Annotated in this window: 19 protein-coding genes; 15 read left to right on the forward strand and 4 right to left on the reverse strand. The window is 59.9% G+C overall.

The window, feature by feature from the left end; all coding sequences use genetic code 11:
- The first annotated feature begins 153 nt into the window (after nucleotides 1-153).
- The 5 genes from KW838_RS00805 (at nucleotide 154) to ada (ending at nucleotide 3,305) form a co-directional block, all read left to right on the forward strand.
- Nucleotides 154-456, forward strand: a complete 303-nt coding sequence (locus KW838_RS00805) for a DUF1883 domain-containing protein (RefSeq protein WP_007912251.1) — start codon at nucleotides 154-156, stop codon at nucleotides 454-456.
- 37 nt (nucleotides 457-493) lie between these two features.
- Complete coding sequence (locus KW838_RS00810; RefSeq protein ID WP_007985513.1) at nucleotides 494-661, forward strand: hypothetical protein; 168 nt, start codon at nucleotides 494-496, stop codon at nucleotides 659-661.
- A gap of 117 nt (nucleotides 662-778) precedes the next feature.
- Nucleotides 779-1,483: a 2OG-Fe(II) oxygenase gene (locus tag KW838_RS00815; protein WP_218500042.1), complete on the forward strand. Its 705-nt coding sequence runs from the start codon at nucleotides 779-781 to the stop codon at nucleotides 1,481-1,483.
- Nucleotides 1,473-2,153, forward strand: coding sequence for a DNA oxidative demethylase AlkB (alkB, locus tag KW838_RS00820; protein ID WP_218500043.1), 681 nt, complete (start codon nucleotides 1,473-1,475; stop codon nucleotides 2,151-2,153). Before KW838_RS00815 ends, alkB begins: the two co-directional genes overlap by 11 nt.
- 87 nt (nucleotides 2,154-2,240) lie before the next feature.
- A complete protein-coding gene (gene ada / locus KW838_RS00825) occupies nucleotides 2,241-3,305 on the forward strand; it encodes a bifunctional DNA-binding transcriptional regulator/O6-methylguanine-DNA methyltransferase Ada (RefSeq protein ID WP_218500044.1) in 1,065 nt (354 codons plus the stop codon).
- Here ada and KW838_RS00830 read toward each other — a convergent pair whose 3' ends face one another.
- Nucleotides 3,306-4,289, reverse strand: a complete 984-nt coding sequence (locus KW838_RS00830; RefSeq protein WP_218500045.1) for an MDR family oxidoreductase — start codon at nucleotides 4,287-4,289, stop codon at nucleotides 3,306-3,308. It lies immediately after the preceding gene.
- Nucleotides 4,290-4,502: 213 nt separating this feature from the next.
- Here KW838_RS00830 and KW838_RS00835 point away from each other — a divergent pair, with 213 nt between their 5' ends.
- The 8 genes from KW838_RS00835 to KW838_RS00870 all read left to right on the forward strand — a co-directional run bounded on the left by KW838_RS00835 (nucleotide 4,503) and on the right by KW838_RS00870 (nucleotide 10,474).
- On the forward strand, nucleotides 4,503-5,570 hold the full coding sequence (locus tag KW838_RS00835; protein WP_218500046.1) for a nitronate monooxygenase family protein: 1,068 nt from the start codon (nucleotides 4,503-4,505) through the stop codon (nucleotides 5,568-5,570).
- Between the two features lie 125 nt (nucleotides 5,571-5,695).
- Complete coding sequence (gene modA / locus KW838_RS00840; protein WP_102702157.1) at nucleotides 5,696-6,463, forward strand: molybdate ABC transporter substrate-binding protein; 768 nt, start codon at nucleotides 5,696-5,698, stop codon at nucleotides 6,461-6,463.
- Between the two features lies 1 nt (nucleotide 6,464).
- The gene (modB, locus tag KW838_RS00845; RefSeq protein WP_218500047.1) at nucleotides 6,465-7,145 is read left to right on the forward strand and encodes a molybdate ABC transporter permease subunit; all 681 of its coding nucleotides are present in this window, start codon (nucleotides 6,465-6,467) and stop codon (nucleotides 7,143-7,145) included.
- Nucleotides 7,146-7,148: 3 nt separating this feature from the next.
- Nucleotides 7,149-8,228 (forward strand): molybdenum ABC transporter ATP-binding protein, encoded by a 1,080-nt coding sequence (gene modC / locus KW838_RS00850; protein ID WP_218500048.1) that lies wholly within the window; start codon nucleotides 7,149-7,151, stop codon nucleotides 8,226-8,228.
- A gap of 75 nt (nucleotides 8,229-8,303) precedes the next feature.
- Nucleotides 8,304-9,329 carry a DNA topoisomerase IB gene (locus KW838_RS00855; protein WP_218500049.1) on the forward strand — a complete coding sequence of 342 codons (1,026 nt, stop codon included), beginning with the start codon at nucleotides 8,304-8,306 and terminating at the stop codon, nucleotides 9,327-9,329.
- 72 nt (nucleotides 9,330-9,401) lie between these two features.
- On the forward strand, nucleotides 9,402-9,623 hold the full coding sequence (locus KW838_RS00860; RefSeq protein WP_218500050.1) for a hypothetical protein: 222 nt from the start codon (nucleotides 9,402-9,404) through the stop codon (nucleotides 9,621-9,623).
- A gap of 129 nt (nucleotides 9,624-9,752) precedes the next feature.
- Nucleotides 9,753-9,983 carry a hypothetical protein gene (locus tag KW838_RS00865; RefSeq protein ID WP_007975977.1) on the forward strand — a complete coding sequence of 77 codons (231 nt, stop codon included), beginning with the start codon at nucleotides 9,753-9,755 and terminating at the stop codon, nucleotides 9,981-9,983.
- Nucleotides 9,984-10,189: 206 nt separating this feature from the next.
- Nucleotides 10,190-10,474, forward strand: a complete 285-nt coding sequence (locus KW838_RS00870) for a hypothetical protein (RefSeq protein ID WP_218500051.1) — start codon at nucleotides 10,190-10,192, stop codon at nucleotides 10,472-10,474.
- Nucleotides 10,475-10,490: 16 nt separating this feature from the next.
- On the opposite strand, the gene KW838_RS00875 is transcribed toward KW838_RS00870, so the two are convergent.
- Entirely contained in the window at nucleotides 10,491-11,147 is a 657-nt protein-coding gene (locus tag KW838_RS00875; RefSeq protein ID WP_218500052.1) for a TetR/AcrR family transcriptional regulator, read from the reverse strand.
- A gap of 179 nt (nucleotides 11,148-11,326) precedes the next feature.
- On the opposite strand from KW838_RS00875, the gene KW838_RS00880 reads away from it, so the two are divergent.
- Together KW838_RS00880 and KW838_RS00885 are read left to right on the forward strand one after the other, a co-directional pair.
- Complete coding sequence (locus tag KW838_RS00880; RefSeq protein WP_102702163.1) at nucleotides 11,327-12,169, forward strand: NAD(P)H-binding protein; 843 nt, start codon at nucleotides 11,327-11,329, stop codon at nucleotides 12,167-12,169.
- A gap of 93 nt (nucleotides 12,170-12,262) precedes the next feature.
- Nucleotides 12,263-12,457, forward strand: coding sequence for a hypothetical protein (locus tag KW838_RS00885; RefSeq protein WP_218500053.1), 195 nt, complete (start codon nucleotides 12,263-12,265; stop codon nucleotides 12,455-12,457).
- Between the two features lie 123 nt (nucleotides 12,458-12,580).
- Here the strand turns inward: KW838_RS00885 and KW838_RS00890 are convergent, their stop codons facing one another.
- Together KW838_RS00890 and KW838_RS00895 are read right to left on the reverse strand one after the other, a co-directional pair.
- On the reverse strand, nucleotides 12,581-13,186 hold the full coding sequence (locus tag KW838_RS00890; protein WP_102702165.1) for a hypothetical protein: 606 nt from the start codon (nucleotides 13,184-13,186) through the stop codon (nucleotides 12,581-12,583).
- A gap of 490 nt (nucleotides 13,187-13,676) precedes the next feature.
- Nucleotides 13,677-15,224 (reverse strand): phospholipase D family protein, encoded by a 1,548-nt coding sequence (locus KW838_RS00895; RefSeq protein ID WP_218500054.1) that lies wholly within the window; start codon nucleotides 15,222-15,224, stop codon nucleotides 13,677-13,679.
- Nucleotides 15,225-15,268: the final 44 nt, after the last annotated feature.

Below are 15,268 nucleotides of genomic sequence, written 5' to 3' on the forward strand. Positions count from 1 at the left end.
CCGAGGCAAACTGCTTTATCGCTCATCAAAGGTGAAATTAGCGTTTTTAATTGTCAAAGCGACCGGATAATAAGGCCTTCGGGCTGATAAACTGCGCCCATCGCCCATGCTATCGTTTTGATTTTGTAGAAAAAGCCCTTCTGGAGGCGCCCCATGAAATTTATCCATCAGCGCGAGCACCTCAATGAAGACGACATCGTCGTCATTCAATGCTCCCAAATGTGCAACATCCGTTTGATGAACGACGCCAACTTCCGCAGCTTCAAGAATGGCGGTCGTCATACCTATCACGGTGGTGCATTCGACACGTTTCCGGCGCGCATCACCGCCCCCAGCACCGGTTTCTGGAACATCACGATCGACACCGTCAACCGCCGCGCTATCAGCGTGACGCGCAAGCCCACCCTGACGCACTCGATCAAAATCATTCGCCGTTCCAGCACGAAACTGAGCTGATCGGCACACCCGAAACACGAGACAGGCAGATACGACCGTGGCCCAAACGACCAAGTACGTCATCAAATACAAACTCAACGGTGAGCGCCGCTTCGAGTTTGCCCAGCTTGAAAACGGCACCGCAGAAGAAGCCAAAGCGGCGCTGGATGCCATTCATGGACAGGACGACGTCATCAGCGAAATCAGCGTCAGCAAAGCGCTGTAACGCAACCCGGAGCGACAGTGGACGTCGGCTCCCGTTCGCAGTTCGACCGCAAGCGCCGGAGTGCCTGCTGCATTCAAGTCTTGCAGACTGGCCACCTCAACCACTAGAGGCCCGGTAATGAGCGAGCACTATCTGGACCGGCTGGACTGGCCCCGGCTGGAACAGCAACTTGACCTGGACGGTTACGCCGTCATCCCTTCACTGCTGAGCCACAAGGCTTGTGATCAGGTCAGCGCCCTGTACCCCCGGACCGAGTCCTTTCGCTCGCACGTGGTGATGGCTCGTCACGGCTTCGGCCGCGGCGAGTACAAGTATTTCAGCTACCCGTTGCCGGACCTTGTGGCGCGCTTGCGCAGCGCGCTCTACCCGCGCCTGGCGCCCATCGCCAATCGCTGGCATGAACAAATGGGTTTGCCTCAGCGTTTTCCTGACACTCATTCTGCCTTCCTCGAGCGCTGTCATGCCGCTGGTCAGAACCGTCCGACACCCTTGTTGCTGCAATATGGTCCGCAGGACTACAACTGCCTGCATCAGGATCTGTACGGTGAGCATGTTTTCCCGCTGCAAGTGGCGATTCTGCTGTCGGACCCCGATCAAGACTTCAGCGGTGGCGAATTTGTCATGACCGAACAACGCCCGCGCATGCAGTCACGGCCGATGGTCATCAACCTGAAGAAAGGTGACGGGCTGATCTTTGCCGTCAACCAGCGGCCGGTCAAAGGCACTCGCGGTTACTACCGCGTGACCCTGCGCCACGGCGTGAGTCGCCTGCACAGCGGCAAACGGCATACCCTTGGAATCATCTTTCACGATGCGACATGAGCCCATGAATCCGCTGACTTTCGATCTGTTTGCCGATGCAGAGCCCGAGCAAGAACCCAGGCGCGAGCAGATCGGCGAAGAATCTTGGGTGCTCAGAGGCTTCGCCCTGCCCTGGCTCGAGCGTTTGCTGCCCGCCCTGGAGGCGGTGCTGCTGGCTGCGCCGTTTCGGCAGATGGTCACGCCCGGCGGCTTCACCATGTCGGTCGCCCTGAGCAGTTGCGGCACATTCGGCTGGACCACGGACCGCAACGGATACCGCTACACCCGTCACGATCCCCAGACCGGTCAGCCCTGGCCGACGATGCCCGCGGTGTTTTTCCAACTGGCACAAGCGGCGGCGCAGGCTGCGGGTTTCAGCGACTTTGTGCCTGATTCCTGCCTGATCAACCGCTACATCCCCGGGGCAAAAATGTCATTGCATCAAGACAAGGACGAACAGGCCTACGCAGCCCCCATCGTTTCGGTATCGCTGGGCTTGCCGGCGATGTTCCTGTTCGGCGGCTTTGCACGCAGTGACAAAAGCCAGCGCATCCCCCTGCTGCATGGTGACATCGTGGTCTGGGGTGGCGTGGATCGCCTGCGTTATCACGGCGTGTTGCCGATCAAGGACGGCCTTCACCCGAGACTGGGCGAGCAACGCATCAACTTCACCTTCCGCACCGCCGGATGAAGACTTCGAATTTGACCGCAAGCGCCGGAGTGTGTGGGAATTGCCCCCTGGTTAATGTGCAGGCAACTCCTCAAAGGACGTGACGCCATGACAACCCAATCGACCAAGATCACCATCGAAAACGATCCGCGCTGGGCCGCCGTGGTCGCGCGCGACCCCAAGGCTGACGGGCAGTTTGTCTATGCCGTGAAGACCACAGGCATCTACTGCAACCCCAGCAGCCTCGCGCGTCTGCCCAAGCCACACAATGTCGAATTCTTCGATAACGCCGAACAGGCCCGGGCCGCGGGATATCGTCCGAGCAAGCGCGCGGCAAAGGATCAGAGCGAACTCGCCGCGCAGCATGCCGCCACCGTGGCCGCTGCCTGCCGCCAGATTGAAAGCGCCGAAACGCTGCCCACCCTGGGCGAACTGGCCGAGGCTGCGGGATTGAGCAGCTTCCACTTCCATCGCGTGTTCAAAGCCGTCACCGGCCTGACGCCCAAGGGCTACGCCGATGCCCATCGTTCACGCAAGGTGCGCGAGCGCCTGGCAGACGGCGGTTCGGTGACCGATGCCCTGTATGACGCCGGCTTCAACTCCAATAGCCGGTTTTATGAAGCGGCAGACCAACTGCTCGGAATGAAGCCCGGGGACTACCGCGCTGCCGGGCAAAACAACGACATTCGTTTTGCCGTGGGCCAGTGTTCGCTGGGGGCGATTCTGGTGGCGCAAAGTGAACGCGGGGTTTGCGCAATTTTGCTCGGTGATGATCCGCACCAACTGGTCTGTGATCTGCAAGACAAGTTTCGGCGAGCCAATTTGATTGGCGCCGATCAGGCGTTCGAAGCGTTGATTGCCAAGGTCGTCGGCTTTATTGAAGCCCCGGCGATTGGCCTGGACCTGCCATTGGACGTGCGCGGCACCGCGTTCCAGGAACGGGTCTGGCAAGCGCTGCGGGAGATACCCGTTGGCAGCACGGCGAGCTACGCCGATGTCGCGTTACACATCGGTTCGCCAAAAGCCGTTCGCGCCGTGGCTCAAGCCTGCGGCGCGAACAACCTGGCCGTGGCGATCCCGTGCCATCGCGTGGTGCGCAGCGATGGCAATCTCTCGGGCTATCGCTGGGGTGTCGAACGCAAACGCCAGTTGCTGGAGCGTGAATCGCAGTAATCAGCGATTCACGTCCACCACCACGCGCCCGCGCAACTGCCCGGCAAGCAAGCGCGGCGCGGCCTCGATGGCTTCGCTCAAGCCGATTTCGTGACTGATCAACGGCAACAGGTTGAAGTCCAGGTCCTTGGCCAGGCGACTCCAGGCCTCCACGCGTTTGGCTTTGGGCTGGGTCACGCTGTTGATGCCGGCCAGGGTTACACCGCGCAGGATGAACGGCGCAACGGACGCCGGAAAGTCCATGCCCTGCGCCAAACCACAAGCCGCGACGGTGCCATTGGCCTTGGTGCTGGCGCACGCATTGGCCAGGGTGTGGCTGCCCACCGAATCGATCACGGCCGCCCAGCGCTCCTTGGCCAAGGGTTTGCCCGGTTCGGACAAGGTGGCACGATCGATGATTTCGCTGGCGCCCAGTTGCTTCAGGTAGTCGTGCTCCGAGGTACGTCCGGTGGACGCGACCACCCGGTAGCCGAGCCTGCTCAACAACGCGATGGCGAAACTGCCGACGCCACCGTTGGCGCCGGTCACCAGGATTTCGCCCTGCCCGGGGGTCACACCATTATGTTCCAAAGCCAGGATGCTCAGCATGGCCGTGTAGCCCGCCGTACCGATGGCCATCGCCTGGGCGGCGGTGAATGCCTTGGGCAACGGGATCAGCCAGTCACCGTTCAGGCGAGCCTTCTGCGCCAGGCCGCCCCAATGCCCTTCCCCTACGCCCCAGCCATTGAGCAGGACTGCGTCACCGACCTTGTAGTCCGGATGCCCGCTGACCTCGACCACACCGGCCAGGTCGATGCCCGGCACCATCGGGAATTTGCGCACCACCGGACTGCTGCCGGTGATCGCCAGGCCATCCTTGAAGTTCAGCGTGCTGTAGGCAACACGCACCGTGACATCGCCCTCGGGTAACTGATCGTCCTGGATCTCTTGCAGTGTCGCCCGGTAACCGCTGTCGTCTTTGTCGATCAAAATACCTTTGAACATTACGGCCTCTCAATGGAATCAGTCGGGTTGTGGTGCATTTGAAATAACACATGGCAGCAGATTGTCGTACTCGACTTTAAGCCAATCAGCCAAGCCGTCGGGCGCCGAAGAAAGCCTGGCGAACTGAAAAGACGACTGGCCTTGCGCCAATCGTTGCGTTACAAATCCTGTTCTACCGTCCCAGCCCTGCTTCAACGTCGGAGAACACAGCACATGCCCCCATGGCCAGATACCCGCATTCTTGACCTGCTCGGGATCGAGCTGCCGATCATTCAGGCGCCGATGGCCGGAGCCAACAACTCGGCCATGGTGATTGCAGCCTGCAATGCCGGCGGCCTCGGTTCGATGCCAGCGGCGATGCTCAGCATCGATCAACTGCGCGAAGAGCTGAAAACGATCCGCCAACACACCCAGCGCCCGATCAACGTCAATTTTTTCTGTCATCAAACTCCAGCCCCTGATGAGCAACGCGCGCAGGACTGGAAAAACCTGCTGCAACCCTACTACCAAGAACTCGGTGCCGATTTCGATGCGCCAACCCCGGTGTCCAATCGGGCGCCGTTCGATGACGCGGCCTGCCGAGTGATCGAAGAGTTTCGCCCCGAGGTGGTGAGTTTTCACTTTGGCCTGCCGGAAAAATCCCTGCTCGACCGGGTCAAAGCCACCGGTGCAAAAGTATTGTCCTCGGCCACCACCGTAGAAGAAGCCGTGTGGCTGGAGCAGAATGGCTGCGATGCAATCATTGCCATGGGCTATGAAGCGGGAGGCCATCGCGGGATGTTTCTCAGCGATGACCTGAGCAGCCAGGTGGGGACTTTCGCCCTGGTGCCACAAGTCGTCGATGCAGTGAAAGTGCCGGTGATTGCCGCTGGCGGCATCGCTGATGCACGAGGCGTCGCCGCTGCCTTCATGCTGGGGGCTTCGGCGGTGCAGGTGGGCACGGCGTACCTGTTCACCCCGGAGGCCAAGGTCAGCCCGTCCCATCACAAAGCGTTGCGCACCGCCAAGGAAAGCGAGACGGCGGTGACCAACGTGTTCACCGGTCGCCCGGCCCGGGGCATCCTTAACCGGGTGATGCGTGAACTGGGGCCCATGAGCACCAAGGCTCCGGCCTTCCCCCTGGCTGGTGGCGCGTTGATGCCGTTGCGGGCCAAAGGTGAAGCGGACTTCAGCAACCTCTGGGCCGGCCAGGCATTTACTCTCGGCGTTGAACTGACCACCGAGGCACTGACTCGAAAACTGGCTGAAGAAGGACTGGCGAGACTGCTGCGTCGCCCCTGAGGATCATTTGCGTTAAAATTGTATACAGTTTTGGTGACAGCACATTCCGTTTAAAGGCAATTCGCTATATATTTCTCTACATAACGATTTACCCTAGCTGCAATTGCCTTTAACGGAGCCGTTTCATGACCATTCGCGTCTCACGTTTTGCCCCTGCGTGCCTCACGAGCCTGCTCGCCGTATTTGCTTTCGGCTCGGCCCAGGCGGACGAAGTCCAGGTGGCTGTCGCTGCCAACTTCACCGCGCCCATCCAGGCCATCGCCGCGGATTTCGAAAAGGACACCGGGCATAAACTGGTGACCGCCTTTGGCGCCACCGGCCAGTTCTACACCCAGATCAAAAACGGCGCGCCGTTCGAAGTGTTCCTCTCGGCAGACGACAGCACCCCGAAAAAACTCGAGGCCGAAGGCGACACCGTCAAGGGTTCGCGTTTCACCTACGCGGTCGGCACCCTGGCGCTGTGGTCGGCCAAGGAAGGCTACGTCGATGCCAAGGGCGATGTGCTGAAAAAGAACGAGTACCAGCACCTGTCCATCGCCAACCCGAAGGCTGCGCCTTACGGCCTGGCGGCGACCCAGGTGCTGGCCAAGGAAGGTCTGACCGACAAGGTCAAGGACAAGATCGTTGAAGGCCAGAACATCACCCAGGCCTATCAGTTCGTCTCCACCGGCAACGCCGAGCTGGGTTTTGTCGCGCTGTCGCAGATCTACAAGGATGGCAAGATCACCAGCGGTTCGGCCTGGATCGTTCCGGCCAGCCTGCACGACCCGATCAAGCAGGACGCCGTGATCCTCAACAAGGGCAAGGACAACCCGGCCGCCAAGGCATTGGTTGACTACCTCAAGGGGCCGAAAGCGGCAGCTGTCATCAAGTCCTACGGCTACGAAATCTAAAATGTCGCTATCGAGTGCCGATTTTTCCGCCATCTGGCTGACCCTGAAACTGGCGTCCCTGACGACCGTCATCCTGCTGATTGTCGGCACTCCGATTGCGTTATGGCTTTCGCGCACCCGCTCCTGGTGGCGCGGCCCGGTCGGGGCGATTGTCGCCCTGCCCCTGGTGCTGCCACCGACCGTGATCGGTTTTTATCTGTTGCTGGCGCTGGGCCCTCACGGGTTCATTGGCCAGTTCACCCAATCACTCGGTCTTGGCACCCTCACTTTCAGTTTTGCAGGGCTGGTCATCGGTTCGGTGTTGTATTCGATGCCCTTTGTCGTCCAGCCGCTGCAAAACGCTTTTTCCACCATTGGCACGCGTCCGCTCGAAGTGGCCGCGACGCTGCGGGCCAATCCCTGGGATACCTTTTTCAGCGTGACCCTGCCCCTGGCCCGCCCCGGTTTCATTACCGCCGCCATTCTCGGTTTCGCCCACACCGTCGGCGAGTTCGGCGTCGTGCTGATGATCGGTGGCAACATTCCCGAGAAGACCCGCGTGGTCTCGGTGCAGATCTACGATCACGTCGAAGCCATGGAATACGCCCAGGCCCATTGGCTGGCCGGGGCAATGCTGGTGTTCTCGTTTGTCGTCTTGCTGGCGCTGTATTCCAGCCGGAAAACCAAAGCCGGCTGGAGCTGAGCAATGATTTACATGCGCCTGAAACTGGATTACCCGGGCTTCGGTCTGGACGTCGACCTGCAACTGCCGGGCCGTGGCGTCACGGCACTGTACGGTCATTCCGGTTCGGGCAAGACCACTTGCCTGCGCTGCATCGCCGGCCTGGAACGGGCCGATCAGGGTTTTATCCAGGTCAACGATGAAGTCTGGCAAGACAGCGACAACAAGGTTTTCGTCGCGCCGCACAAACGCACGCTGGGCTACGTGTTCCAGGAAGCCAGCCTGTTTCCTCATCTGTCGGTGCTGGCCAACCTGGAATTCGGTCTCAAGCGCATCCCGAAGCCGCAGCGGCGGGTCGACATGGCCCACGCCAGCGAATTACTGGGCATCAGCCATTTGCTGGGCCGGCACCCGCAACACCTTTCGGGCGGCGAGCGACAGCGCGTCGGCATCGCCCGCGCCTTGCTCACCAGCCCGAAACTGTTGTTGATGGACGAGCCCCTCGCCGCGCTGGATGCCCAACGCAAAAGTGAAATCCTGCCTTACTTGCAGCGGCTGCACGACGAACTCGACATTCCGGTGCTATACGTCAGCCACTCCCAGGATGAGGTCGCGCGGCTGGCCGACCATATCGTGTTGCTCAGCCACGGCAAGGCACTGGCCAGCGGTCCGATCGGCCAGACCCTGGCGCGCCTCGACTTGCCTCTGGCCATGGGGGACGACGCCGGCGTGGTGATCGAAGGTCGTGTCAGCGCCTATGACGCCGACTACCAATTGCTGAGCCTGCAATTGCCCGGCACCAGCCTCAACATTCGGGTACCGCATACGCCCATGGATACAGGCCAGGCACTGCGCTGCAAGGTCCAGGCGCGGGATGTCAGCCTGAACCTGCACAGTGCCGGGCAAAGCAGCATTCTCAATCGCCTGCCGGTCACCGTGGTCAGTGAAATGAACGCCGACAACGCCGCCCATGTGCTGATTCGCCTGGACGCCGCCGGTACGCCGCTGCTGGCGCGGATCACGCGTTATTCCCGCGATCACCTGAACGTCCACCCTGGCCAGCAACTCTGGGCACAAATCAAAGCGGTCGCGGTGCTGGCGTAAATCCGTCGGCACGACTGCAGCGGGGCGCGGTCCATGGCTGTAACGCCCCGTGATTCCTCGCTCAGGACGCTTGTCATGCCCGACGCACTGCCACCTGACCTGCATTATGTCGATGACACCCAGCCGGGCATCACCCGCAGGAAACTGCGCGGAAAATTCGCCTATTTCGAGCCGACGGGCCGGCGCATCACCGACCCGGAGGCGATCAAGCGCCTCAACGCACTCGCGGTGCCCCCCGCCTATACCGAGGTGTGGATCTGCGCCGACCCATGCGGGCACCTGCAGGCCACCGGCCGGGATGCCCGGGGTCGCAAACAATACCGTTATCACCCGCGCTGGCGGGAGGTGCGCGACGCCGACAAATACTTGCGCCTGCGTGAGTTCGGGCTGGCCTTGCCGAAACTGCGTCAGCGACTTGAAGCCGAATTGGCGGCACCGGGATTCAGTCGCGACAAAGTCATGGCCACGGTCATCACTCTGCTGGACACGACGCTGATCCGTATCGGCAACAGCCAATATGCCCGGGACAACCGCTCCTACGGCCTGACGACCTTGCGCAGCCGCCATGTAGAGATCAACGGCAGCGCCATCCTGTTCCAGTTCCGCGGCAAAAGTGGCGTCGAACACCAGATCACCGTGAAAGACCGGAGACTGGCGCGGATCATCAAACGTTGCCAGGACATTCCCGGGCAGAACCTGTTTCAGTATCTGGATGAAAACGGAGACCGGCACACCGTCAGTTCATCCGACATCAACAGCTATTTGCAAACGCTCACCGGCGCCGATTTCACCGCCAAGGATTACCGCACCTGGGCCGGCAGCGTCCTGGCTCTGGCGATGTTGCGCAAACTGCACTGGGAGCCTGAAACGGACGCCAGGCGGCACCTGGTGGAAATGGTCAAGATCGTTGCCAGGCAGCTCGGCAATACCCCGGCGGTGTGCCGCAAATGCTATATCCACCCGGCGGTGCTGGATGGCTTTGTTCTCGGTGATCTGGCGCAACTGCCAAGGAACAGGGCGCGCAAGGGGCTATCGGCCGAGGAGGTCGGGCTGGCGATCTTCCTTGAGAGAATGCCCACCGCGCCTGAACCGACGAATTGACCTGCCTATTTTTTGCACGATCACCAATGACTTCTATAGTTGAACTGAACACGAATCCGCTGCGGAGACGCCATGGAAGACATTTTCGTCGTGAAGCGTTGCAACAGGATCATCATTCATGGCCGCCGTGCGGGTGAAAATGACCACCTGCCGCCGGATGCCGCGGTCTGGTATCGCATCGCCGATACCCGCACCCAAGGCTTTATCGGAGATGGCTACGACACTGAAGAAGACGCTCAGCGTGTTTGCCGGCAGTTGAACGCCAAATCACAAGTGACAGCCCGACAACGTTGAGGGCCTGTCACCATTTTTTAACGGGTCTATACTGAAATGGCTGAAGGAACAGCGACCCCAACGGCAGAAAGCTCGCTCCAGGCGGGCTTTTTGCTGCCACACCAGGTTTCTTGAACGGAGGTGTCTCCCATGTCCGAAAAAGAGTCCATCACCACCCTGCTCACCTTGCTGGACTCCCGTCAGGCGCGCCTGGCTGCGGCCTGCAAGGAAATCGCCGACTGGGTCGATCATCAAGGCGGACACCCCACCGCCCTCAGAATTCGTGATCGCCTCAACGACATCGAGAAGGACACGCCGCTGATCCGGCACACCCTGTCTTCTCTCCAGCCTGTCGACCGGCCTCTACCTCGGTTCAGATGACCGCCACGGATTCGCGGTACGAGGACAGGCCCGATTCGGGCAGCATGACCGGTGGCACTGACGCCTCCGGATAGCTGGCTGCCTGCCGAGTTTTCACCCGCTCTTGCAACCCGACCTCGTGCCGGGATTTTTTGTGGCGCAAAACCAATCGAACGTCACCGCTCACGTGGGGTCAACCGATCACACGTCACCAAGGAGACGTTCCAATGGTCACTCACTTCAAAGTCAGCGGGCACCTGGCCTGCGGTCATCACGGCAACAACCTGGTATCGACCCGTGAACTCAATCGGGTCAAATGCAGAAGCTGCCGAAACACCGACGCCTACAAAGAAGCCCGCAAGGCTGAACGCAACGCGGCCCGCCGCGCAGCACGCAAAGCCAAAGCCGTGCACACCGCCGACAACTGGCGTTCAGCCTGGACCGAACGACTGACCGCGATGGCCGGCCTGCAACGACTGCCACGGGGATTTCCCGGCCAACCTTTCGTCTAGGCAGCTTTTACTGCGATCAGATGTCCCTGCACGCTGGCTCCATGACCTCGCGCAGGGACATGCGCTTGAACGCCTCGACCAGCGCGCGCCCTTCCGCTGGCGTACAAGTGACCGCCAAGCGCATGGTCGCCTCGCCCAGGTGCCAGATCAAAAACGCGGATTGCCGGACCTTCAGCTCATCGCTTTGCGGATAGACACGAAGCATGGCCTGGGCCAGCAGCGTTCCGGCCACCCGGCTCTCCTCCAGCTCCAGCTGCAACAACTGCTTGTCGGCCTGCATGCCGGACCAGATGTCACGCATCACCGGCGTCGCCATCACGATCTCGTAATACAGGTCGAGCAACTGCGAATAGGCGGCCTGCAACCCTTGGGCATCCTCGACAGCCTCCAATGCCTGTGCAATGCAACGACGGCTCTCAGCGTTGTAGCGTTCGGCGAGCGTTCGAATGACGGCGCTCTTGTCGGGGAAATACTGATAAAGGGAACCGATCGAGATCTCGGCGCGCTCGGCGATTTCACTCATCTTGAGCTGATCGCTGCCCTTGTCCGCAATCAATTGAGTCGCTGCTGACAGAATCCGCTCCTGACGCTCGCGACTGCGCTGTTGCATGGGATTACGCCGAACAGCTTCTGCAGCTGGATGTTCGAGGGCTTCAGGGGTCTTTTTGCGCACGAGTGAATTTCCCGATCAATAACGTGACATGTACTCACCTTAGCATCGCCCATCCCCATGCCAAACAACTGATGTCCACCCGTCGGGCGATTCGATCCGATGGGTTGACGTACAAACATGAGGATCTATCATCTTTTAAACGTGAGCATTACTCACATTAACCGATGGAGATGAACGCGATGAACACCGCCCAGCAAACCCTGTTGGTCCTCGGCGCCACCGGCAAAACCGGACGGCGAATCACCCAACGACTCGAAGCGGCCGGCCTGCCCGTTCGCCAGGGTTCCCGCGATGCGAATCCTCCTTTCGACTGGGAAGATCGATCGACCTGGGACGCCGTAATCGATGGTGTTCATGCGGTCTACATATCCTTCCAGCCCGATCTCGCCGTTCCAGGCGCCGTTGAAACCATCCAGGCTTTCACCGACCTGGCGGTGAAAAGCGGAGTCCGCAAACTGGTTTTGTTATCCGGGCGCGGCGAAGTCGAAGCGCAACAGGCCGAACGTGTCGTACAGGACAGCGGGATTGACTGGACGATTCTGCGGGCCAGCTGGTTTTGCCAGAACTTCAGCGAGGCGCACTTTCTTGAACCCATTGTGCAAGGTGAACTCGCACTCCCCGTCGGCCAGGTCGCCGAACCCTTTGTCGATGCAGACGACATCGCCGAGTGCGCCGTCGCCGCATTGACCCAACCCGGGCACACACACCAGCTCTATGAATTGACCGGCCCTCGGGCGTTGACCTTTGCCGACGCCGTGGCCGAGATTGCCCGTGCCACCCATCGCAACATCGAATTCGTGGCCGTACCGGCGCCCGCCTATCGACAGGCAATGGAACAGGAACAACTTCCCCCGGCGTTGATCGATCTGGTGCTGTACCTCTTCACCACCGTGCTCGACGGCCGCAACACACCTGTGACCGATGGCGTTCAGCGGGCACTGGGACGGCCGGCGCGCGACTTCAGCGACTACGTGCAGCGCACCGCGGCTGCGGGCATCTGGGGAAATGATCGTCCGATGTAACGCATTGGCGAGAACAGGGTTCGTCGGCTAGGGTCTCTTGCGTATCGAACTGCGGCGCCTTTATTGGCAGGAGCCTGATCAAGGAGAAAACGCATGTCACTCAATCGTAGCGCCGAACAAACCTATCGCCAGTGGTCCACCCCGATCCTGCTGGAACTCAAGGAGCGAGAGCATCAATTGACCCCGTCAGACCGCCAGGCGTTGGAAAACGTGTTGCTGGAAAGAAGGCTGATCAACACCGGCAACCCGACCGGCATCGATCGTCGCAAGACAGGCCCGGCTTCCTGAAAAACATCCGGCAGCCACCATCAAGACAGAAATGATGGCGCAGAAACCGACAAGGGCTTGCATCGGCTTTCGCTGGCAAGCCCTTGATCCCGGATAACGCCTGCTAGCGGAGTCTTTGCCGCGCTAGAACCACCCACTGCGATCATCCTCCAGCGCCTGGCGACACTGCTTGAGTTGGGCGTTGTAAATCTCCGATTGCTTTTGCACTTTCTGGGCAACCTGCATCAGCCACGGTTTACTGCGATAGGAATTGCGGCTAAAGCCCCCGCGTCCCTCGTGATAAGCCAGGTACTGATTGTAGGTGTCCCATTTGGAGATTCCGAGCTGACGTTGCGTGCCCGTGGTGTACCAGCCGATAAACATGATCGCGTCGTCGAAACTGTCACGTGAGCCGCCGTTGCCGGTACTGTCCTTGTACTCACCCCACACCGGGTCCTGAGCCTGCGCATAACCGTAGGCCGAACTGACTCGCCCCCAGGGGATCACCCAGAGCAGGTAGTCACGCGGCGGCAATGCGTCCGCCACGTAGCTGCTTTCCTGCTTCATGATCGCCATGGCCACATGCAGGGGCGTCCCATACTCACTCTGCATTTCCAGCGAGTCCTCGTACCAGTCGGGATATTCACGGTAAATGCTGCAGAGATTGTTTTGATCCTTGGGTGGCGTAGTCGTGCAACCTGTCAAAAACATGAACAATAAAGCCAACAGCAAAAAATTTCGTTGTGTCATCCATCACGCTCAAAAATAAGGTTCTTCGCACAATCCCGGGTAACTACTGTAGGAGCTGCCGAAGGCTGCGATCTTTTGATCTTGATCTTGAAAAGCAAAATCAAAAGATCGCAGCCTTCGGCAGCTCCTACAAGGGTCGGGTAGACCTGACACCCCCGACTTCAACCGGCTGAACGCCCGGATCAAGATGATCGAGTTCGGCTCGACATGGGGCCCTTTCCGCACGGCAGCGGCCTGGTATTTTTGACCACCGGGTAAACCGCACCGAGATCCCTGTAGGAGCTGCCGAAGGCTGCGATCTTTTGATCTTGATCTTGAAAAGCAAAATCAAAAGATCGCAGCCTTCGGTAGCTCCAAGGCGCCTGAGTCAGGCAATTGCAGGCAAAAACGTCAGAAGACTTTCAGCTTGATCGCGTCACCCTTATCAAAAGGGTTCTTTGTAAATCCCTGTTGCACAACGAGACCTGAGGGGGGGACTCCGGGTTTCGATCTAGAGCATCTTCTCCAGGCCGACCTTGTCGCTGAGCCAGGCTTTGAAGCTGCGCCATTTGCCGCCGGGTTCCTTGCGCAAGGTATGTTGTCGACCGTCGTCCTCGGTGAGCCAGACGACTTCGCCGTTTTCCAGTCGGGCCTGGTAACTCATGGCCGGCGCCATGCCCTCAAGCGCCGCCTGACGCACGTAGCCGGCCAGTTCAGGACTGTCGACCAGCACTCCGACTTCAGTGTTCCAGAACACTGAACGCGGGTCGAAATTGAACGAGCCGATGAACACTTTCTGCTTGTCCAGGATCATGGCCTTGGTGTGCAGGCTGGAGTCCGAGCCACCACTGAATCCAAACGAAGAGCTGCGGCCGGGATCGTCCGGCTGACGCCGCAACTCATAGAGTTTCACGCCATGTTCGAGCAGCGTCTTGCGATACGGTGCATAGCCGCCATGCACCGCCGGCACATCGGTGGCTTCCAGTGAGTTGGTCAGCAGGCGCACATCAACGCCGGCATCGGCACGGCCCAGTAGATAGTCCATGCCCGACTGTTGCGGGACGAAGTAGGCCGAGATCATGATCAGCTCGTTGCTGACGCCATCGAGTTCAGGCCGCAGTTGTGTGGCCATCAATAACGCGCGTGCCGGTTCGCCGTCAGCCAGGACCTTGCTCGGAGCGTCCCACATCGCCGTGTTATGGGCCCAGATCAGCTGCTTGCGCCAAGTCTCGAATTGCGGATGAGTCTGGTAGGTCATGAGATGGTTGTACAAAGCCCTGTGCTCGGTACGTGAGGACTGGAGCGATTGCTCCAGACGTTGACGGCTCTCGAGCAAGTCTTGTGCTGTCGGCTTGTTGATCTGGAAGTCACTGATCGACTGGCTCAAGGCGCTGTTCCAGTACTGATCGAAGCTGTGTCCCAACTGTTCGGCGACCGGTCCGATGCAAAGCAGGTCCATGTCGGTGAAGTTGAGATCCGGCTTGGCGTCGAAATATTCATCCCCCAGGTTGCGTCCGCCGACGATGGCTGCGCTGTTGTCAGCCAGCCACAATTTGTTGTGCATGCGTCGGTGTTGTTGGGAAAGATCAAGCAAACGGCCCATGGTTCGAGTCACCACGGTGCTGCGCCCCAGATGCAAAGGGTTGAAGACGCGGATATGGATGTTCGGGTGCACCGCCAGGGTAGCGATGACTTCTTCCTGACCATCGGTGGCCGTGTCATCGAGCAGGATGCGTATCCGCACGCCGCGATCGGCTGCCAGCAACATTTCATTAACCAGTGCCCGGGTGCTGAGACCGTTATGCACGATGTAGTACTGCAGATCGACGGATTTCTGCGCATTGCGGATCAACTCGGCGCGCGCCCGGAAGGCTTCACTGCTGTTGGGCAGCAAGCGAAAACCCGAACGCCCCTCATGCGCGGCAGCCTGAGCCTGGATCGAACGCCCGAAAGCCGATTCGCTGGCGGGGATCGCCTCGCTGAAGTCGTGGGGCATGCGCGTGGTGGCGCAGCCGACTAGCAGCAACGCGAAAAACATGGCGCAGAGGAGCCGGGACATGGGCTGGTCCTCAACCTCGACGGGTGTAGATGTGGACCCGGCAT

The sequence above is a fragment of the Pseudomonas sp. PDM27 genome, assembly GCF_019219205.1.
Taxonomy (GTDB): Bacteria; Pseudomonadota; Gammaproteobacteria; order Pseudomonadales; family Pseudomonadaceae; genus Aquipseudomonas; species Aquipseudomonas laurylsulfatiphila.